The organism is Hydrogenophaga sp., from assembly GCF_011772445.1.
Lineage (GTDB): Bacteria > Pseudomonadota > Gammaproteobacteria > Burkholderiales > Burkholderiaceae_C > Hydrogenophaga.
This window is the reverse complement of the sequence record NZ_WVZN01000026.1, coordinates 79,564-99,474: the sequence shown is the minus strand read 5'-3', so window position 1 is coordinate 99,474 and position 19,911 is coordinate 79,564. Positions and strand designations below refer to the sequence as shown.

The following is a 19,911-nucleotide window of genomic DNA, read 5'->3' as shown; positions in this document are numbered from 1 at the left end:
ATCACCCCCCGGGCTTGGACTGGGGCTCGGCGCCGGCGCCGACCCGCCCCCCGATCCACCGCCATCAGCGGGGTCGTCCACCCCACCACCGCAAGCACTCAGATACACCACCGCCATCGCGGCCGCGAACCACCGCATCGAACGACGCACCGTCTGCATTCCCTGTTCCTTCAAAAGAATCCGCTACTCAATAGCCGAAGAAGATCGCCTGCCCCGTGGGCCGTCCCGTGTTGCCCTTGAATTCACCCGTCAGCAGCAGTTCGTTGCCGTCGAGGGTGATGGCGGTGGCCTGGCCAAGGAACTGGTCGATGAGGGGTTCGGGTGACTTCAACCGGGCCTTGAGCACCGGCGGCTGGCTGAGGTCGGCGCGCCCGGCGAAGGCGTAGGCCGCGCCGCTGCCGCGCACCGCCACGAAGCTCTCGGGCACGATGTCCGCGGCCCGCGTCAGGCCCTTCTGCCCGCTGCTGTCTTCAAGCGCCCCGGCCAGCACCTGCAGCCCGTTGTCGCTGTTGACCAGGGACACACTGATGCCGAAGCGGTCGCCACTGACCGGCACCGGCGCCGTGAGCCAGGAGTGGGCGGCCCAGGTGCCGTTCGGGTTGCGGCGGTACAGGGTCACCTGGCCCGCGCGCGAAGGCAGCGTCGCGCCGGTCTGCGCCACCAGGCCGCTCTTGTCGGCGTAACCGGCGGCCAGCCAGTTGCCGTCCTGGCTCATGGACAGGGAGCCGCCCAGGCCGCGGTAGGCGTCCGATGGCGGAATGGGGTTGTCGGTGTTCGACGAGGGAATACGGTCGCCGCCCGGTCCGAAGGTGCTTCGCAACGCCCAGATGGCAACGACCGATTGCAGGAGCGGCGGCGGCGGCAGGGTCCAGGCAATGTCATAGACCACCACGCCGCCAGCGGAAGCGCCGTTGTACGAGGCCCTGGGCGCGCCCACGGCGGCCCGTTGGGCCAGAGGATCGATCGCGATGGCCGCGCCGAAGTGCAGCGAGGTCCCGCCCCCGGTGGTGGGGGGCTTCACGAACCCACCGAACGAGTACGCCGACGCACCGTTCACGTAGTTGTATATGGCTCCCCGGTCATTGCCACTGGGGTCGTCGCGCAACTCCGGCGCGTCGGCGGATGTCGGCAGGAAGAGGCCAGCGGAGGCCGGGCTGTCCTCGTTGGGCGCCCCCACGATCAGGTGGCCCTCGTCGCTGATGGCCACGGCGGTGCCGAAGGCGTCACCGCGCCCCGCGTTGATCGCCTTGAACCAGCCATGCGGGACCCAGGCCGAACCGACGTAGCGGTACACCTGCACGGCGCCCGAATCGTCCACGTCCTCCATGCCGGCGTTCAATTGGGGATTGATGCCCATCCCCTGCGTCGGCCGGTCGTCGCCCGGTATGCCCACCGCCAGGTACTGCCCATTGGGCGAGAGGGACACGCTGGCGCCGAAATGGTCCTGCAGGTTCGGCGACGAGGGCTTCCTCAGCGTCTGGACCTCGGTCCAGGCACCGCCGTGGAAGTCACGCTCATAGATCTTGACGAGGCCTTGGGCCTGCTCCGCCCCGGGCTGGCCCACGGCCAGGACATGGCGGAGGGAAACACCCTCGCGTGTGGCGGTCGCCATGGCGCGTGACATGTTGTCGCTGGAATCGTCCAGCGGCGAGGTGGGGTGCTGGATGTCGATCGATGCGGCCAGGTCGCCGCTGACCGAGGTGGTGGTCGTCGCCAAGACCAGCCCCGAGGCGCTCAGGGCGCGGACCCGGTACTTGTAACTCAGTGCGTCCGCCAGGCGCAGGTCGGTGAAGTTGTGCGAGGTGGCCGGGGAGGGCACGTTGCCGATGTTGAAAAAGAGATCGACGCCGTCGTTGGCATCGAGATCGCGATCGATCCGGTAGCTGAGGGCACCGGCCACCGCCGGCCATTCGAGCTTCAAACCCCGCTGCGGCGCCGACGTGATCGTCACGGTGAACGGCGCGGCCGGTGGGGCGCCGGGATCGGGAATCGGCGCGGTGCCCGAACCCGGTGGCGGCGCGGCGGGCGGCGTGTTGGCTGGCGGCGGAGACGGCGGCGGACTGCCGCCTGGGGCGGGGCTCGGGCTCGGGCTCGGGCCGGGGCTTGAACCCGGGGCAGGACTGGGGCTCGGACTGGCGTTGCGCCCCGAGCCACCGGTGTCGCCGGGCGCATCCCCGCCCCCACCGCCGCACGCACCCAGATACACCACGGCCATCGCGGCCGCGAACCAACGCATCGAACGACGTTCCAGCTTCATGCCCCATCTCTCCAGCGAACTCGGGTCACGGCGCGACCCCAGGGCAAGGTACCGACGCAGCGCGCGCCCGGGTATCCGCAGCCCGTCCGAGGCCGACACGGCAGGACGGCCGATAACCCGATGGCTTTGGAGAGAACCAGGTGAGACGCGGCGCGACGCGACCGCTCACGCACGCCGGGCTCAGAGCCCTTGCTGATCGGGCTCGTCGATTCGCAGCGGAGTGGCCTGGGCCAAGGCCAGCCACACGCCCAGCGGCAGTTGCGGCACCGCGCGGCGCGGTGCCTCGCGGCGCACCTCCCAGCCCATGGCGCCGCTGTCGATCAGCACGCCGCAGTCCTCGGGCACGTCGGTCTCATCGCCCACCGGGCGGCCCTTGGCGTCGCGCCCCAGCACGTACCACACCGCGCCAGCCATGCCGAGGTAGGCCGCGCGCTTGTCGGCCTTGCGCAGGTCGGACAGCAGGTCCGCGCGGCTCACCTTGATCTCGTGCACCACGGGCTCCAGCCAGTCGGCGCGCGAGCTGCGGCGGATCGAGTACACGTCGGGGCAGGCCATCACCCAGTCGTTGGCCAGCGGCTCGTCCGCGCGCGGCAGGGGCGCGCGCAGCGCGAGGCCACACCAGGCCAGGCGGCCCGAGCGCGTCTGCTCCAGCGCCACGCGCTGCACCAGGGCCTCGTGCGCCGACAGCGCGGCGCGGTTGCGCGCGTAGATGCGCGCCAACAGCGCGATGCCCGCGTCGCTCACGCGCAGGTGCTCGCGCCCGGCGCCGTCAAAACAGCGCTGCAGACAGCCCGCCGCGATCAGCTCTACCTCGATCGGATCGTGGCAGGGCCAGCCCGCCGAGCGGTGCATCTGTCGCAGGCGCTGGTGGTGGCGCCGGGTCAGCGGAAGGGAAAGGGAAGGCTCGCTCACCGCGCGATTGTCCTTCCGTATGATCCCCGCTCCGTGTCCGCCGAACCCGTCTCCGAGCCCCTGCGCGTCGCCGTGCGGCGCCTGTGCGACTTCGCGGCGCGCGCGGGCGATCTGGACCACCGCTTCACGCCCGCGCCCAGCGCCTTCGAAGGCATCGCGGGCCACGCCAGCGTGGCCGCGCGCCGCCCCGCGCATTACCAACGGGAGCGCACGCTCTCGGGCCTGTGCGAAGGCCTGCTGCTGCAGGGCCGCGCCGACGGCTACGACCCCCAGGCGCGCCGCCTCGACGAAACCAAGACCCACCGAGGCGACCCGACGCTCATCACGCCCAACCGCCAGGCCCTGCACTGGGCGCAGGCGCAGGTGTACGGCTGGCTGCTGTGCGAGGCGGAGCACCTCGACAGCATCGAACTCGCGCTGATCTACTACGACATCGACAGCGGCCACGAGACGGTGCTCACGCGCCAGGGCACGCGCGACTCGCTGCGCGCCTTCACGCAGGACCTCTGCGCGCGCTACCGCGACTGGGCCCGGCAGGAGACCGAGCACCGCCGCGCGCGCGACGCCGCGCTGGCCGCCACGCCCTTCCCTTTCGATGGCTATCGCGCGGGTCAACGCGAGCTCACCGAGGCCGTGTTCCGATCGCAGCGCGCGGGGCGCCACCTGCTCGCACAGGCGCCCACCGGCATCGGCAAGACCGCGGCCACGCTGTTCGGCGCGCTGCGCGCCATGCCCGTGGTGGGCAGCGACCAGTTGCTGGTGCTCACGCCCAAGACGACGGGCCGCGCGATCGCACTCGACGGCCTGCGCCGACTGAACGCGCGGCCCTTGCGCGTGCTGGAACGCCTGGCGCGCGAGAAGGCCTGCGAGCACCCCGACAAGGCCTGCCACGGCGAGTCCTGCCCACTGGCGCAGGGCTTCTACGACCGCCTGGGCGCCGCGCGTGAGCAGGCCGCGCGCGCGGCATGGCTCGACCGCGATGCCTTGCGCGAGATCGCGCTGGCGCACCGCATCTGCCCGTACTACCTGGCGCAGGAGATGCAGCGCTGGGCCGACGTGGTGGTGGGCGACGTGAACCACTGGTTCGACCTGAACGCGCAGGCCTGGTCGCTCGCTCAGGCCGAGGGCTGGCGCGTGCAACTGCTGCTGGACGAGGCCCACAACCTGGCCGAGCGCGCGCGCCGCATGTACAGCGCCGAGCTGGACCCGCAGCGCTTCGGCGCCTGGCGCGCGCAGGCGCCGCAGGCCCTGAAGGCCACCATGGACGCGGTGCACCGCGCCTGGGGCGCGCTGGCGCTCGACGAGCCCGCGACCCCGGCGCTCGACGACGCCCTCCCGGCCGCCTTCATCGCCACGCTGGGCCGCCACGTCGCCACGCTCACCGACTTCATGGCGCGCCACCCGCAGGCCGCCGCGGGCCTGCAGCCCTGGCTGTTCGAGGCGGTGCACTTCCTGCGCGTGGCCGAGCGCTTCGGCGCGCACTCGGTGCTGGAGCGATCACCCGGCCCTCCCACGCGGCGCGGCAAGCCGCGCCCGCAGCTCGCGCTGCGCTGCCTGCTGCCGGCCGAGCTGCTCGAACCACGCTGGGCCGGCGCGCACGCGGCCACGCTGTTCTCGGCCACGCTCGCGCCCATGGCGCACGCGCAGCGCCTGCTGGGCCTGCCCGAGCCGGTCGCGCGCATCGAAGTGGCCTCGCCCTTCGACCCGGCCCAGTGGTCGGTGCGCGTGGCGCGTGGCCTGTCCACGCGCTGGGCCGACCGCGTGCGCACCCTGCCGCGCCTGGTGGACGAACTCGGCGCGCACTACCGCGCGCACCCGGGCAACCACCTCGCCTTCTTCAGCAGCTTCGACTACCTCACGCAGGCGATGGAGGCGTTCCGTACCGCGCACCCGGACGTGGCGGTGTGGTCGCAGTCGCGCAGCATGGACGAGGCCGCGCGCGAAGCCTTCATCGCGCGCTTCGTGGAAGGCGGCCAGGGCATGGGCTTCGCGGTGCTGGGTGGCGTGTTCGGCGAAGGCATCGACCTGCCCGGCTCGCGCCTGGTGGGCGTGAGCATCGCCACGCTGGGCCTGCCGCCCCCCGACCCGCTGAGCGAGGCACTGCGCGAGCGCCTGCAGGCCACCGGTGCGCAAGGCTGGGCCGACACCTACCTCTATCCCGGCCTGCACAAGGTGGTGCAGGCCGCCGGCCGCCTGATCCGCACGCCGCAGGACCGGGGCACGCTGCTGCTGCTCGACGAGCGCTTCGCCAGCCCCGAGGTGCGTGCGCTGCTGCCGCCCTGGTGGGGCGTGCGCTGATTCAGCCGTCCTCGCGGGGCTCGCCGGCCTCGGGCCGCGGCGGTGGCAGCGGCGTGACCAGCACGCGCGCGATGCGCCGGCCGTCGACCTCCAGCACCTCGAAGCGCCAGCCCGCGCCGTCGACAAACTGCCCCTGGATCAGCAGTTCGCCGGCCATCGAGTGCATCAGCCCCGCCACGGTGGCGTAGCGGCCCTTGTCCTCATCGGGCAGCGCGTCGATCTCCAGGCGCGACTTCAGCTCGGCCACCGGCATCGCGCCGTCGACCTCCCAGCTCCCGTCCTCGAGCTGGCGCGCCCAGGCGTCCACCGGCATCTCGGGCGAGAGTTCTCCGGTGATCGCCTCCAGCATGTCCAGCGGCGTGAGCAGGCCCTGCACCACGCCGTACTCGTCCACCACGAACACCATGCGCGTGGCCCGTGCACGGAACTGCTCCAGCAGTTCCATGCCGGTGAGCGTCTCGGGCACGAACACGGCCGGCTGCGCCTGCGCGCCCACGGCCCCCTGCTCGCCATCGGCCTGCAGCGCCAGCAGGCGCGGCACGTGGATCACGCCCACCACGTCCTCCAGTCCGCCCCGGCACACCGGGTACCACGAGTGGCCCGTGGCCGCGGCCTGGCGCACCGCCTCGTCGATGCCCGCACCGGCGTCCAGCCACTCGATGTCGGAGGCCGGCACCATGATGGAGGTGAGCAGGCGGTCGTCGAGCCCGAACACGTTGCGCACCATGCGGTGCTCCTGCGCCTCGATGATGCCGGCGTCGACGCCCTCGGCGAGGCTGGCCTCGATCTCGGCCTCGGTCACCACCTGCGCGGCCGAGTTGTCCACGCGCAGGGCCTTGAGCACCCACTGCGTGGTGTGCGTGAGCAGCCACACGAAGGGCTTGGCGCCACGCGCCACCGCCGCCATCGGGCGCGAGACCCAGCGCGCCACCGCCTCCGGGTAGAGCTGGCCGATGCGCTTGGGCACCAGCTCGCCGAAGACGATGGTGATGAAGGTGATGACGGTCACCACGATCGCCGTGGCCAACACGCCCGCAACGGTGTCCTCCAGGCCGAAGGACTGGAACCACAGGCCCAGGTCGTCGCTGAAGGCCGCCTCGCCCACGATGCCGTTGAGCATGCCGATGGAGGTGATCCCCACCTGCACCGACGAGAGGAACTGCGTGGGGTTGTCGAGCAGCTCCAGCGCAGTGTGCGCGCCCTTGTCGCCGGCCTCGGCCATGGCCGCCAGGCGGGCCTTGCGGCTGGAGGCGAGCGCGAGTTCGGACATCGCGAATGCGCCGTTGAGCAGCGTGAGGAAGACGATGAGGAGGGTGTCCATGGGGTCCTACCCATAATCGGGCGATGGCAATTTATCTCATCGGCGATGTGCAGGGCTGTGACGAGGCCCTGGGCCGCCTGCTCGACACCGTCGGCTTCTCCCCCAGCCGCGACCGGCTCGTGGTGCTGGGTGACCTGGTCAACCGCGGCCCCGCGTCGCTGGCCGCGCTGCGCCGCCTGATCGCGCTCGGCGCCAGCGGGCAATGCCTGCTGGGCAACCACGACCTGCACCTGCTCGCGGTGTCGCAGGGCGTGCGCAAGCCGCACCGCAGCGACACCATCGGCGACATCCTGGCCGCGCCGGACCGCGCCGACCTGCTCGACTGGCTGCGCCAGCGCCCGCTCGCCCTGATGGAGCGCGGCTGGTTGCTGGTGCACGCGGGGGTGCTGCCGCAGTGGGACGCGGCAGGGGCGCTTCAACTGGCGCACGAGGTGGAGACCGTGCTGCAGGCGCCCGACTGGCGCGACTTCCTTCATCAGATGTACGGCAACCAGCCCGCGCGCTGGGCCGACACGCTGCGCGGCAGCGACCGGCTGCGCGTGATCGTCAATGCCTTCACACGGCTGCGCTTCTGCACGCCCGATGGCGAGATGGAGTTCGAGACCAAGGACGGTGCGGGTGCCGCGCCAGAGGGCCACTTCCCGTGGTTCGAGGTGCCCGGTCGGCGCACGGCGGACACACCCGTGGCCTTCGGTCACTGGTCCACGCTGCGCAGCGTGGACCAGCCGGGCCTGCTGGCGCTGGACACGGGCTGCGTGTGGGGCGGCTGCCTCACGGCCGCCCGGCTGGGCGCGGGGCCGGGCGAGGTGGAGCGTTTCGAGGTGAAGTGCGCCCAGTCGCAGCGCCCGGGCAAGTGATCACGCGGTGATCAGGAATTGGCCGGCGGCGGCGCGCTGGCCTTGAACAGCGCCGGCACCTTGCGGCGCTGCTTGATGTTGGGCGACAGGCTCTTGGGTGCGTTCGCTTTCTGCGCGGTGTCCCACTGCGGCGGCGGGGCGTCGGCGCTGGCGGGCTTGGCTTCGTAGGGCTGGTCGAAGAAGGGATCGGCCGGCGGACGCGACACGCGCGGGGCCGAGGGCGCGCGCGGCGCGCGGGCCTCGCGCGGCTCGCGACCGCCTTCCTCGCGCTGCCAGGCCCGCTGGCCGTCGTTGAAGCGGCCGGCCGGGCGGCGGTCCTGCTCCAGTTCCAGCGCCTCGATCTCCAGCTTCTTGCCCAGCAGCTTTTCCAGCTCGCCCACCAGGCGCGCGTCGCGGCCCGAGACGAAGGAGACCGCCAGGCCCGAGGCGCCCGCGCGGCCGGTGCGGCCGATGCGGTGCACGTAGTCTTCGGCGTTGAACGGGATGTCGAAGTTGAACACCGCCGGCACGTCCTTGATGTCCAGGCCACGCGCGGCCACGTCGGTGCAGACCAGCAGATCGACGCTGCCTTGCTTGAAGGCGTCCAGCGCCTTCAGGCGCTCGTCCTGGCTCTTGTCGCCGTGCAGCGCGGCGGTGTTCAGGCCGTCGCGCTCCAGCGAGCGTGCCAGGCGCGCGCAGCCGAGCTTGCTGTTGACGAACACGAAGGCCTGCTTGATCCCGCGTTCGCGCAGGATCTGGCGCAGCGTGCCGCGCTTGTCGTCGTCGTCCACGCGGTAGAAGTGCTGCTCGACCGTGGAGGCCGTGGCGTTGGAGCGCGCCACCTCCACGGTGATGGGGTCTTGCAGGTAGCTGTTGGCCAGGCGCTTGATCTCGGGCGAGAAGGTGGCCGAGAACAGCAGCGTGGTGCGCTGCTTGGGCAGGTAGCTCAGGATGCGCTGCAGGTCGGGCAGGAAGCCGATGTCGAGCATGCGGTCGGCCTCGTCGAGCACCACGTACTCGACCTGGTTCAACACACAGTTCTTGGCCTCGATGTGGTCGAGCAGGCGGCCCGGCGTGGCCACCAGCACCTCGACGCCCTTCTTCAGCTCCAGGGTCTGCGGCTTCATGTCCATGCCGCCGAACACCACCGTGCTGCGCAACTGCGTGTACTTGGCGTAGAGCTTGACCTGTTCGGCCACCTGGTCGGCCAGTTCGCGCGTGGGCAGCAGCACCAGGGCGCGCACCGGGTGGCGCGCGGGCGAGGTGGAGGCGTTCTCGTGCTTGAGCAGGCGCTGCAGCAGTGGCAGGGAGAAGGCGGCGGTCTTGCCGGTGCCGGTCTGGGCGGCGCCCATCACGTCGCGGCCAGTGAGCACCTGCGGGATGGCCTGCGCCTGGATCGGCGTCATGGTCTCGTAGCCCATTTCGGCCACGGCCTTCGCCAGCGCGGGCGCGAGATTGAGTTCGGAGAAGCTTTGGGTCATGTCGGGAACGCCGGGGTGGCGGTAAGCCCGCTATTGTCGCACCCGCGCTACAACCTCGCCCGTGACCGGGTCCGCCACCTCAGAGTGACGCGGCTTTGAACGTGTCGCAGGCGCGCGCGTCCCCCGTCTCCAGCCCCTTGTGGAACCAGCGCTGGCGCTGCTCGCTCGTGCCGTGGGTGAAGCTGTCGGGCACCACGTGGCCCTGGCTCTTGCGCTGCAGCGCGTCGTCGCCGATGGCCGCCGCCGCGTTCAGCGCCTCCTCCACGTCGCCGGGCTCGATCACCTGGCCCTGCTGGTGGTTGTGGTTCGCCCAGATGCCCGCGAAGCAATCGGCCTGCAACTCAAGCCGGACCGACAGCGCGTTGTACTCGCGCTCGCTCGCGCGGCCGCGCGCCTTCTCCATCTGGTCGGTGATCCCCATGAGGTTCTGCACGTGGTGGCCCACCTCGTGCGCAATCACGTAGGCCTGGGCGAAGTCGCCGGGCGCGCCGAGCTGGCGGCGCAGGGTGTCGTAGAAGCTGAGGTCGATGTAGACCTTCTGATCGCCTGGGCAGTAGAAAGGGCCCATGGCCGACTGGCCCGTTCCGCAGGCCGTTGGCGTGGCGCCGCGGAACAGCACCAGGCGCGGCTTCTGGTACTGCGCACCGGCGGCCTGGAAGATCGCGCCCCAGGCGTCCTCGGTGCCGCCGAGCACGGCGGCCACGAAGCGGCCCATGTCGTCGCTGGGGGCGCCGGTCTGGGCCTGCGGCGCTTCCATGGGCGCCTGCAGGCCCCCGCCGTCCAACGCGCCCAGGATGGTCAGCGGGTTGATGCCGAACACCCAGCCCGCGATCAGCGCGATGGCAATGGTGCCGATGCCGATGCCCCGGCCGCCCCCGATGCGCGGGATGCGGCCCCCGCCGCCCGGGCTGTTGCGCCGGTCCTCGATCTGGTCGGACTGCCGGTTGTTTTCCCATTTCATCGCGAAGCTCCTTCGCCCGGCGCACGGGCACGTTCGCGATGGTAGGCCAGAGATCAGGCCTTGGGCAGCGTCACGCCCACCTGGCCTTGGTACTTGCCGCCACGGTCCTTGTAGGACACGTCGCAGACCTCGTCGCTCTCGAAGAACAGCACCTGGGCGATGCCCTCGCCCGCGTAGATCTTGGCCGGCAGCGGCGTGGTGTTGCTGATCTCCAGCGTCACGTAGCCTTCCCACTCGGGCTCGAAGGGCGTCACGTTGACGATGATCCCGCAGCGGGCGTAGGTGCTCTTGCCCAGGCAGATGGTGAGCACGTTGCGCGGGATGCGGAAGTACTCCACCGTGCGCGCCAGCGCGAAGCTGTTGGGCGGGATGACGCAGACGTCCTTGTTGACGTCGACGAAGCTGTTCTCGTCGAAGTTCTTCGGGTCCACCACCGTGCTGTGGATGTTGGTGAAGACCTTGAATTCGGGCGCGCAGCGGATGTCGTAACCGTAGCTGCTGGTGCCGTAGCTGATGACGCGCTTGCCATCGACCTGGCGGACCTGCCCGGGCTCGAAGGGGTCGATCAGGCCGTGCTGCTCGGCCATGCGGCGGATCCACTTGTCGCTCTTGATGCTCATGGGCGGCGATTGTAGGCAGCGGCCATCGGCGCCTTCTGATCGATTCATTTCGCCACTTGTTTGCGAATAGTTCGCATTTGTGTTTATGATGTCAGGATGCCTTCCGTGAAAACCGCCCCTCCGTCCTCGCCGCCCGCGCCCGCGCCTGTTCAGGTGCCGCCCGTGCAGGTGCAGTTCGGTCAGCTCAGCGGCGGCCGGCGCGACGTGTTCATCGAACACGACGGCCAGCACTACAAGCTGAGCCTGACCGCGCAGAACAAGCTGATCCTCACCAAGTAGTCGGCCCGCGACGTGCGGGTGGGCAATCCCTTGGCGTCATCCTGAAATTTCAGTAATTCCTGAAACTTCAGGCAAATCCGGCTACAGTGCCGGCCATGCCGCTGCAAGACCACCTCCCTCCCCTCAACCGCGAGTTCGTCGCCCACTTCGGGGAGATGGGCAGCCGCTGGGGCATCAACCGCACCGTGGGGCAGATCTACGCCCTGCTCTACATCGCCGACAAGCCGCTGTGCGCCGACGAGATCGCCGAGACGCTGGAGTTCTCGCGCTCCAACGTCAGCATGGGGCTGAAGGAACTGCAGGCCTGGCGACTCGTGCGCCTGCGCCACCAGGCCGGCGACCGCCGTGAGTACTTCGAGGCGCCGTCGGACGTGTGGGAGATCTTCCGCGTGCTGGCCGAGGAGCGCCGCCGCCGCGAGATCGAACCCACGCTGTCCATGCTGCGCACCGCGCTGCTGGAAACCCCCAAGACCGACGCCGAACGCCACGCCCAGCAACGCATGCGCGAGATGCACGACCTCATCGACCGGCTCATGACCTGGTTCGACGACGTGCAGAAGCTCGCGCCCGAGACGGCCTTGCAACTCATGGGCATGGGCGCTACGGTCACGCGTGTGCTCGAACTGAAGGACCGGCTCACCGGCAAGGCCCCCACCGCGCGCAACGACAAGAACGCGGCCTGACCCCACGGACGCAAGGAACGCCCCATGGACCTCGACACCCTGCTGCTCTCGCGCATCCAGTTCGCCGCGAACATCAGCTTTCACATCCTCTTCCCCACCATCACCATCGCCCTGGGCTGGTTCCTGCTGTTCTTCCGCATCCGCTTCGTGCAGACGCGCGAGCAGGCCTGGGAAGAGGCGTACTACTTCTGGACCAAGGTGTTCGCGCTGAGCTTCGCGCTGGGCGTGGTCTCGGGCGTCACCATGAGCTTCCAGTTCGGTACCAACTGGCCGGGCTTCATGGAAAAGGCCGGCAACATCGCCGGCCCCTTGCTGGGCTACGAGGTCATCACCGCGTTCTTCCTCGAGGCCAGCTTCCTCGGCATCATGCTGTTCGGACGGGGGCGCGTGAGCGAGCGCATGCACCTCATCGCCACCTTCCTCGTCGCGCTGGGCACCACCTTCTCGGCCTTCTGGATCCTCAGCCTCAACTCGTGGATGCAGACGCCCGCGGGCGCCGAGATCGTCAACGGCGAATTCATGCCGCTCGACTGGTTCGCCATCGTCTTCAACCCCTCGTTCCCCTACCGCCTGGCGCACAAGCTGCTGGCCTCCGGTCTCACGGCGTCCTTCCTCGTCGCGGGGCTGTGCGCCTGGCAACTCATCAAGGGCAGTGCCACGGGCGGCACGCACAAGGCGCTGCGCACCGCCGTGTTCGCGGCCGTGCTGCTGGCACCGGTGCAGATCTTCGTGGGCGACCTGCACGGCCTGAACACCCTGAAGCACCAGCCCGCCAAGATCGCCGCCCTCGAAGGCATCTGGGAGACCGAGCGCGGCGCACCGCTCACGCTGATCGGCATTCCCGACGAAGCCGCCCGCACCACGCACTACGCATTGAAGGTGCCCAAGCTCGGCAGCCTCATCCTGGCGCACGACTGGGATGGCGAGATCAAGGGCCTGTCGGAATTTCCGGGCGCGCACCCGCCCGTGGCCCCGGTGTTCTATGCCTTTCGCGTGATGGTGGGGATGGGCACGCTCATGCTGCTGGTGGCGCTGTGGAGCGTGTGGAAGGTCTGGCCGCAGCGCAGCGACACGCGCCTGGCGCTGCCGCGACCGCTGTTGTGGACGCTCGCGGCCATGACCTTCTCGGGCTGGGTGGCCACGCTGGCGGGCTGGTACGTCACCGAAATCGGCCGCCAGCCCTTCATCGTCTACGGCCTGTTGCGCACGGCCGACGTGGTCACCCCCATCGCACCGGCCAACGTGGCCGCCACGCTGGTGGGCTATCTGGTCGTCTACGGTCTGCTGCTGATCACCTACGTGGGCGTGCTCAAGTACATGGCCGAGAACCCCGTCAAACATGCGCCCGAGGCCCCCTCCGGCGAAATGGGCAAGGCCGGCGCCTGAGCCGCTGCAAGCGAAGGAAACACGACATGACCTGGGCCGAATTCCTCCCCCTGATCTTCATGGCCGTGATGGGCCTGGCGCTGCTGGCCTACGTGGTGCTCGACGGCTACGACCTCGGTGTGGGCCTGCTGCTGCCGCTGGGCGACGAGGTGCAGAAGGACACCATGGTCAGCAGCATCGGCCCCTTCTGGGACGCCAATGAAACCTGGCTGGTGCTGGGCGTGGGCGTGCTGCTGGTGGCCTTTCCCAAGGCGCACGGCCTGGTGCTGCAGGCCCTGTACTTGCCCGCCGCCATCATGATCGTGGGCCTGATCCTGCGCGGCGTGGCCTTCGACTTCCGCGTGAAGGCGCCCACGAGGTACCTGCCGTTCTGGAACCGCGCCTTCTTCGCCGGCTCGCTGGCCGCCAGCGCCTCGCAGGGCTGGATGCTGGGCAGCTACATCACGGGCTTCGACACCGGCGTGCTGGGCCTGTTGTTCAGCCTCGGCATCGCCATCACGCTGCCCGCGGCCTACCTGCTGCTGGGCGCCGGCTGGCTGATCATGAAGACCGACGGCGAGCTGCAGCAGAAGGCGGTGCGCTGGGCGCGCGGGGCGCTGTGGCCCATGGGCGTGGCGCTGCTGGCCATCTCGGTTGCCACGCCGCTGGTGAGTCCCGCGGTGTTCGAGAAGTGGTTCGGCCTGCCGCAGATCTTCGCGCTGCTGCCCGTGCCACTCATCTGCGCGGCGGCCTTCTTCGCCGTGCAATGGGTGGTGACGCGTCCGAACCTCATCGCCGCGGGCTACGGCTGGCTGGTGTTCGTGAACACGGTGCTGATCTTCGTGCTGGCCTTCTTCGGCCTGGCCTACAGCATCTTCCCGGACATCGTCATCGGCCGGCTCACGCTGTGGGACGCGGCGGCCGCCACCAGCTCGCTCACCATCATCTTCATCGGCGTGGCGATCACGCTGCCGATGATCATCGTCTACACGATCTACCTGTACCGCGTGTTCTGGGGCAAGGCGCACCCGCTGAGCTACGGCTGATCCGAACGGACCACGGTCCGAAGGGACCTCATCCCATCGGATGCCCCTGAAAGGCCTCATCCGGCCGTGCATTCATGTGCATGCAACCGGTCTTCCGCATTGTCGGCGTGCCAGGCATCGACAGCCTGGCCTCACCACAACCAGGAAGACCTCCATGTTCACCAAGAAGAATCCCCGACTCCGGGCCAGCGCGATCGCCCTGGCCGCGGGCCTCATGCTCGTCGCCTGCGGCGGTGGCGGCGGCGGCGCCGCCGACGGCGGCACTGCGCCCACCCCTCCCGCAAGCAGCGCGCCCACCACGCTCAGGATCGGCGTGCTGCCCGACACGCAGGGCAGCAGCTCCGGCGTGGCCCAGCACCCCATGACGGCCGTACTCGACTTCTACGTGCGATCGGGCGTGAAAGTCGTCCTCGCCGTGGGCGACCTGGTCGAAAACGGCACGCCCGAGGAATACGCGCTGTGGCGCGAGGTGGCCGACCAGTACAAGGACAAGCTCAGCATCCTGCCGGTCATGGGCAACCACGAGCCGAAGGGAACGGACCAGGACTGGCACGACGCCGTGGAACCCTTCATCCCCGCCGACGCAGAACACATGCCCGGCACGCGCAACAAGAACTACGCACTGGTGCGCGACAACGTCCTGCTGATCAACATCTCCTACGGCTGGTTCGAGCGCTCGTTCGACTTCGTCGAGGCCATGGTCAACAAGCACGCGGCCAAGGTCGACCACATCATCCTGCAGACGCACAACTCCTTTGCGGGCAGCCGCTACGGCCTGGTGCGAGAGAACATCATCGACGGCAGCATCTCCATCGAGAACGACGTGCAGTTCCGCGACGCGTATGACAAGTACCGCCGGCTGCTGGCCGCGCACGACGTGATCTATGTCAGCGGCCACGAGCACCACTATTCGCGCAGCCTGATCCGGGACAACACCGAGCGCCCCTTCATGCAGATCATCTCGGGCAATGCCGCCTACAAGGGCTACGAGACCCGCTTCAGCGAGCACGAGCGCATTCAGGACTACCTGATGTTGAAGGTGCAGAACGAAGGCACCGGCTTCGTCGACGTGAACGCCTCGGTGTTCGAGGTCACCGGTCCGACGATCGACTACCGCGCCTACTTCATCAAGCATTCGGTGCTTGCCAACAGCGATCCGCTGAAGGAACTGGCCGCCCCCGTCTGGACGCTGATGGACCGCTTCGTGCGCACCAGAGACCGCTGCGCCAAGACCGTGTATCCCTCCAGCGTGCCCAGCGACATCCAGCGCTTCGGCGTCTACGACCCGAGCTACCGCACCAGCACCTGTGTGTCGGCCGGTGGCAGTCGCGCGCGCCTGCTCGATGGCCTGAACCAGACGTTCAACCGCCATGACACCCGCACCCGCAGCATGAACGCCACGCCGGGCTACTCGTTCGCGAACAGCAACCTGGAGATGGAGTCCATGATGTACCGCTACATCTTCCAGCGCCACCAGAGCTTCAGCCCCAACCTGAACAACAGCCAGCGCGCGCGGATCGTCAACGTGGGCACGCCGGACGAAGAGGTGGAGGTGCGCGCGACCACCATCGACCTGAAGAAGCAGGTGCTGCTGAACTGGCAGGCCAGAAGCAGCGAGACCCTCAGCGACGAGCTCATCATCAGCGGCATCAGCGGCCAGGACGGCACCTATATCGACCCGTACGGTGCGGTGAAGGACATCACAGCGGACACCGGCCTGCCGGGCAGCTATGGCAACGGCACCGAGCTCGGCAAGGCGCCCGTGGTGCTGCCGGCGCACGCCACAAAGGGCTGGGCGCTGACGGAGGACAAGGTCGGCGACAGCTACGTGGTGGAGTTCGTGGCGCCCGCCGGCCGCACGGCGGCCAACAGCGCGATCGCACGCTACGACAAGGCCACGCAAGCCTGGGTGCCGCTGGCCAGCGCGGCCTGCGTGAGCGCGCTGGCCTACCAGAGCAACTACCTCACGGCGCTGCCCGCCGACGTGGACGCAGGCTGCGGCAACACCACGGTGGTGGGATTCAACGCCGGCACCGGCGCCTTCTGGGCCCGGCTGAACCGCGACGACCGCCTGGCCATCGTGGCGCGCTGACCGCACCCCGCCCGCGCTGGCCGCGCGGGCTTCAGCGCCCGTTGACCACGGTGCGGGACACCACGCGGTCGTCGCCGAGCACGATCAGCGCGAACAGCAGCTCGTCCAGGCTGTTCGCCTGCGCCGTCTTGCGCGCCAGCAGCGGCGTGGCCCGCGGGTTCAGCACCACGAAGTCCGCTTCGCAGCCGGGCTGCAGGTTGCCCACCACGCCGTCGAGCCCGAGCGCGCGCGCCGCGCCCGCGGTGTGCTGCCACCAAAGCTGCCCGGGCGTGAGGCTCAGGCCGGCTTTGGTCTGGCCTTCGCGGCCCACCACGTAGGCCGCCAGCATGGTGCGAAAGGGCGAGAAGCTGGTGCCGCCACCCACGTCGCTGGCCAGGCCGTAGCGCATGCCGGCGGCGTCAGCGGCCTGGTAGTCGAAGAAGCCGCTGCCCAGGAACAGATTGCTCGTGGGACTTACGGCCGCCACGGCGCCGGTGGCGGCCATGCGCTCGCGGTCGGCCTGGCTCAGGTGGATGCAGTGCGCGTACACCGCGCGCTCGCGCAGAAGGCCGAAGTCCTCGTAGATGCCGAGGTAGCTGCGGCTGTCGGGAAACAGCTCCATCGCCCAGCGCACTTCGTCGCGGTTCTCGGCCACGTGCGACTGGATCCACACGTCCGAGTATTTCGCCGCGAGTTCGCCCGCGCCGCGCAACTGCGCGGGCGTGCTGGTGGGCGCGAAGCGCGGCGTGATGGCGTAGCCCAGGCGATCCACACCATGCCAGCGGCGGATGCCGGCCTCGGTATCGATCAGGCTCTGCTCGGTCTGATCGCGCACGCCGTCAGGGCTGTGGCGATCCTGCAGCACCTTGCCGGTCATGAAGCGCAGGCCGCGTGCGCGCGCCTCTTCGAAGGCCGCGTCCGCCGAGGCCGGGTGCGAGGTGGAAAAGGTGAGCGCGGTGGTGACACCGTTGCGCGCGAGTTCGTCGAAGAAGAAGCGCGCCACCTCGCGCGCATGGGCCGGCTCGTGGAAGCGCGACTCGTGGGGGAAGGTGTACTGCTCCAACCAGGGCAGCAGGCCGGCCGCGGGCGCGCCGATCACATCGGTCTGCGGGTAGTGGATGTGCATGTCCACGAAACCCGGGGCAATGAGCTGGCCACGCAGGTCTTCCACGGCCACGCCGGGAAAACGGCCGATCAGCGCGCCGTGCACGCCCGCGGCGCGCACCACGGCACGGCCGTTGGCATCGGGGCCGATCACCAGCAGGCCATCATCATCGAACAAGGGGGCGCCGCTGTCTTCGTCGAAGCGCAGCAGGCTGGCGCGGTAGGCTTTCATGGGCCGCGAGCCTACACGGCCCGCGGCGCGCTGTCATACGGACGCGCCGATGGCGATCATGCGCGCGTGTGCATCAGGGCGTGAGCGTGCCCTGCACACCATCGACGAACCAGTTCATCTTCAGAATCTGTTCGTCGCTCAGGCGCTGGCCGGCGGCGATCACGGCTTGGCCGTTCTGGCCGAGCACGGGGGCCGAGGCCGGTGCCGCGAACACCGGCAGGCGGCCCGCCGCCATGTCGGCCTGGCGCGCGTTCACTTCCTTCTGCACGGCCTCGGGCACCTTCTTGCCAAAGCCCTCGACGCGGATGAAGCCCTGGCCCACGCCGCCCCACACCTGCTCACTGCGCCAGGTGCCTTCCAGCACGGCCTTCACGCGCCGCGTGTAGTAATCGCCCCAGCGGTGCGTCACGGCCACCACCTGCGCGTCGGGCGCCACCGATCGCATGTCGGAGTGGTAGGCCACGGCCAACTTGCCGCGCTCCTGCGCGGCCACCATCACGGCGTTGCTGCCGGTGTGAAAGGCCAGCACCTCGGCGCCCTGGTTCATCAGCGTCATGGCCGCGTCGCGCTCGCGCGGCGGGTTGAACCACTCGCCCAGCCACACCACCTTGACCGTGGCCCGCGGATTCACCGAGCGCATGCCCAGCGTGAAGGCGTTGATGCCCTGGATCACCTCGGGAATGGGAAAGCCCGCCACGTAGCCGGCCTGCGTGGCCAGCCTGCCCGCCGCCACGCCCGCCAGGTAGCGGCCCTCGTAGTAGCGCGCGTTTGCGGTGGCCACATTGGGCGCGGCCTTGTAGCCGGTGATGGACTCGAACTTCACGTTAGGAAATTCGCGCGCCACCTTCAGCGTGGGCTCCATGTAGCCGAAGCTGGGCGTGAAGATGATGTGGTGGCCCTGCTGCGCGAGGTCGCGGATCACGCGCTCGGCGTCGGCGCCTTCGGCCACGTTCTCGACGTAGCGTGTCTCGACACGATCGCCCAGCGCGGCCTGCACGGCCTGGCGGCCGAGCTCGTGCTGGCGCACCCAGCCGGCCTCGGTGAGCGGCGCCACATAGACGAAGGCGGCCTTCACCGGCGGCTTGACCGCCTGGGCATGGACGACAAGGGGAGAGAAAAACAAGGCGGCCAATGCTGGCGCGAAGGCGCGCCAGGCCGCGAGGTTTTTGTACATGGTGTTCCTCTACATGGCTTCCGATGATGAAAAAACGCGAGCCGGGGAAGCACCGGCTCGCGTCGGGGCGGTATTTTAGGCGCTGGTCAAGGGCGCGATCTCGTAGCTTGTGCTGCGTCCGCCAGCCGGCAGGCGGCGGATCACGCCCAGCTTCAGCAGGACCTGCAGGTCGCGCAAGGCGGTGTCGTTCGAGCAGCGCGTGAGCTTGGCCCAGCGGGCCGTGCTCAGGTGCCCGTCGGGAGCGTCCAGCGCGCGATTGAGCATGAACACCTGCCGCTCGTTGAACGGCACCTGCGCCCAGCGCTGCCAGAAGCGCGCCTTGCCCAGCACCGACACCAGCCCTTCGAGCGCGGCGTCCAGCGCGCGCTGCAGGGCGTCGAGAAACCAGGCGAGCCAGGGCGTCACGTCGAGATCGCCGCGCTGCGTGCATTCCAGGACCTGGTAATAGGCCTTGCGCTCGCGCTGGATCTGCGCCGACAGGCTGTAGTAGCGCTGCGAACCACCGTCGGCCCGCGCCAGGAAAAGGTCGCCCACAGCGCGCGCGATGCGGCCGTTGCCGTCGTCGAACGGGTGCAGCGTGACGAACCACAGGTGCGCCAGGCCGGCCTTGATGAGCAGGGGCTCGCCGGTGTCGGCATTGGCCCAGGCGAGGAAGTTGTCCGTTTCCGACACCAGTCGGGATGCAGGTGGCGCCTGGAAATGCACACGCTCGCGCCCCAGCGCGCCCGACACCACCTGCATCGGTCCACCCGCGTCGTTGCGCCACTGCCCCACGCGGATGCGGTGCAGGCCGTTGAAGTCCGTAGGGAACAGCGCCGCATGCCAGCCCCACAGCCGCCGGGCGCTCAAGGGCTCCTGGCAGCGGGTGGTGGCGTCCAGCACCATGTCCACGACGCCGTCCACGTGGCGGTCGCTCGGTGCCAGCGCGCCGATGTCCACGCCCAGGCGGCGCGCCACCGACGAACGCACCGATGCCGGCTCAAGCGTCTCGCCCTCGATCGCGCTGGTCTTGATCACGTCGTCGGTGAGCGCCTGGAGGCAGGCGCGCTCGCGCTGCTCCAGGCCCACCTCGGCCAGGCGGCCCAGGAGCAGCCCCTGGGAATGACTCACCCGGGCCAACGCGGGAGCCAGCGCTGCCAGGTCGTAGCGCATCGCCGGCCAGGAGTCGTCCTGCCAGATGAAGGTACCGACGCCGTCCCAATCACCGTACTTCATGCGGCGAATATACGCCGCATTCGCCGCATTGACACCTTATTCACCGCACTGTGTGC

At 69.6% G+C, this 19,911-nt stretch carries 16 protein-coding genes; 7 read left to right on the top strand and 9 right to left on the bottom strand.

Annotated features, from left to right (window positions below; all coding sequences use genetic code 11):
- Window positions 1-187: 187 nt before the first annotated feature.
- Window positions 188-1,951: a hypothetical protein gene (locus GTO19_RS11755; protein ID WP_291021079.1), complete on the bottom strand. Its 1,764-nt coding sequence runs from the start codon at window positions 1,949-1,951 to the stop codon at window positions 188-190.
- 486 nt (window positions 1,952-2,437) lie between these two features.
- Window positions 2,438-3,169, bottom strand: a complete 732-nt coding sequence (locus GTO19_RS11750; protein ID WP_291021078.1) for a hypothetical protein — start codon at window positions 3,167-3,169, stop codon at window positions 2,438-2,440.
- A 33-nt stretch (window positions 3,170-3,202) separates the two neighbouring features.
- Between GTO19_RS11750 and GTO19_RS11745 the strand changes: the two genes are divergently transcribed.
- Entirely contained in the window at window positions 3,203-5,467 is a 2,265-nt protein-coding gene (locus tag GTO19_RS11745) for an ATP-dependent DNA helicase (protein ID WP_291021077.1), read from the top strand.
- 1 nt (window position 5,468) lies between these two features.
- On the opposite strand, the gene GTO19_RS11740 is transcribed toward GTO19_RS11745, so the two are convergent.
- Entirely contained in the window at window positions 5,469-6,788 is a 1,320-nt protein-coding gene (locus GTO19_RS11740; protein WP_291021076.1) for a hemolysin family protein, read from the bottom strand.
- Window positions 6,789-6,811: 23 nt separating this feature from the next.
- On the opposite strand from GTO19_RS11740, the gene GTO19_RS11735 reads away from it, so the two are divergent.
- Window positions 6,812-7,645, top strand: coding sequence for a symmetrical bis(5'-nucleosyl)-tetraphosphatase (locus tag GTO19_RS11735; RefSeq protein ID WP_291021075.1), 834 nt, complete (start codon window positions 6,812-6,814; stop codon window positions 7,643-7,645).
- An 11-nt stretch (window positions 7,646-7,656) separates the two neighbouring features.
- Here the strand turns inward: GTO19_RS11735 and GTO19_RS11730 are convergent, their stop codons facing one another.
- The 3 genes from GTO19_RS11730 to dcd all read right to left on the bottom strand — a co-directional run bounded on the left by GTO19_RS11730 (window position 7,657) and on the right by dcd (window position 10,686).
- A complete protein-coding gene (locus GTO19_RS11730; protein ID WP_291021074.1) occupies window positions 7,657-9,105 on the bottom strand; it encodes a DEAD/DEAH box helicase in 1,449 nt (482 codons plus the stop codon).
- Between the two features lie 79 nt (window positions 9,106-9,184).
- Window positions 9,185-10,066 carry a neutral zinc metallopeptidase gene (locus GTO19_RS11725; RefSeq protein WP_291021073.1) on the bottom strand — a complete coding sequence of 294 codons (882 nt, stop codon included), beginning with the start codon at window positions 10,064-10,066 and terminating at the stop codon, window positions 9,185-9,187.
- Between the two features lie 53 nt (window positions 10,067-10,119).
- Window positions 10,120-10,686, bottom strand: coding sequence for a dCTP deaminase (gene dcd, locus GTO19_RS11720; protein ID WP_291021072.1), 567 nt, complete (start codon window positions 10,684-10,686; stop codon window positions 10,120-10,122).
- A 105-nt stretch (window positions 10,687-10,791) separates the two neighbouring features.
- On the opposite strand from dcd, the gene hemP reads away from it, so the two are divergent.
- From hemP to GTO19_RS11695, 5 genes are all read left to right on the top strand, one after another.
- Window positions 10,792-10,965, top strand: coding sequence for a hemin uptake protein HemP (gene hemP / locus GTO19_RS11715; protein WP_291021071.1), 174 nt, complete (start codon window positions 10,792-10,794; stop codon window positions 10,963-10,965).
- 95 nt (window positions 10,966-11,060) lie between these two features.
- On the top strand, window positions 11,061-11,648 hold the full coding sequence (locus GTO19_RS11710; RefSeq protein ID WP_291021070.1) for a GbsR/MarR family transcriptional regulator: 588 nt from the start codon (window positions 11,061-11,063) through the stop codon (window positions 11,646-11,648).
- Window positions 11,649-11,672: 24 nt separating this feature from the next.
- Window positions 11,673-13,034 carry a cytochrome ubiquinol oxidase subunit I gene (locus GTO19_RS11705; protein ID WP_291021069.1) on the top strand — a complete coding sequence of 454 codons (1,362 nt, stop codon included), beginning with the start codon at window positions 11,673-11,675 and terminating at the stop codon, window positions 13,032-13,034.
- A 26-nt stretch (window positions 13,035-13,060) separates the two neighbouring features.
- Window positions 13,061-14,059, top strand: a complete 999-nt coding sequence (locus tag GTO19_RS11700) for a cytochrome d ubiquinol oxidase subunit II (protein WP_291021068.1) — start codon at window positions 13,061-13,063, stop codon at window positions 14,057-14,059.
- Window positions 14,060-14,213: 154 nt separating this feature from the next.
- Window positions 14,214-16,151 carry a metallophosphoesterase gene (locus GTO19_RS11695; protein ID WP_291021067.1) on the top strand — a complete coding sequence of 646 codons (1,938 nt, stop codon included), beginning with the start codon at window positions 14,214-14,216 and terminating at the stop codon, window positions 16,149-16,151.
- Between the two features lie 31 nt (window positions 16,152-16,182).
- Here GTO19_RS11695 and guaD read toward each other — a convergent pair whose 3' ends face one another.
- The 3 genes from guaD to GTO19_RS11680 all read right to left on the bottom strand — a co-directional run bounded on the left by guaD (window position 16,183) and on the right by GTO19_RS11680 (window position 19,855).
- The gene (gene guaD, locus GTO19_RS11690; RefSeq protein WP_291021066.1) at window positions 16,183-17,466 is read right to left on the bottom strand and encodes a guanine deaminase; all 1,284 of its coding nucleotides are present in this window, start codon (window positions 17,464-17,466) and stop codon (window positions 16,183-16,185) included.
- Between the two features lie 73 nt (window positions 17,467-17,539).
- Entirely contained in the window at window positions 17,540-18,640 is a 1,101-nt protein-coding gene (locus GTO19_RS11685) for a BMP family ABC transporter substrate-binding protein (RefSeq protein ID WP_291021065.1), read from the bottom strand.
- Between the two features lie 75 nt (window positions 18,641-18,715).
- Window positions 18,716-19,855, bottom strand: coding sequence for a Fic family protein (locus GTO19_RS11680; protein WP_291021064.1), 1,140 nt, complete (start codon window positions 19,853-19,855; stop codon window positions 18,716-18,718).
- Window positions 19,856-19,911: the final 56 nt, after the last annotated feature.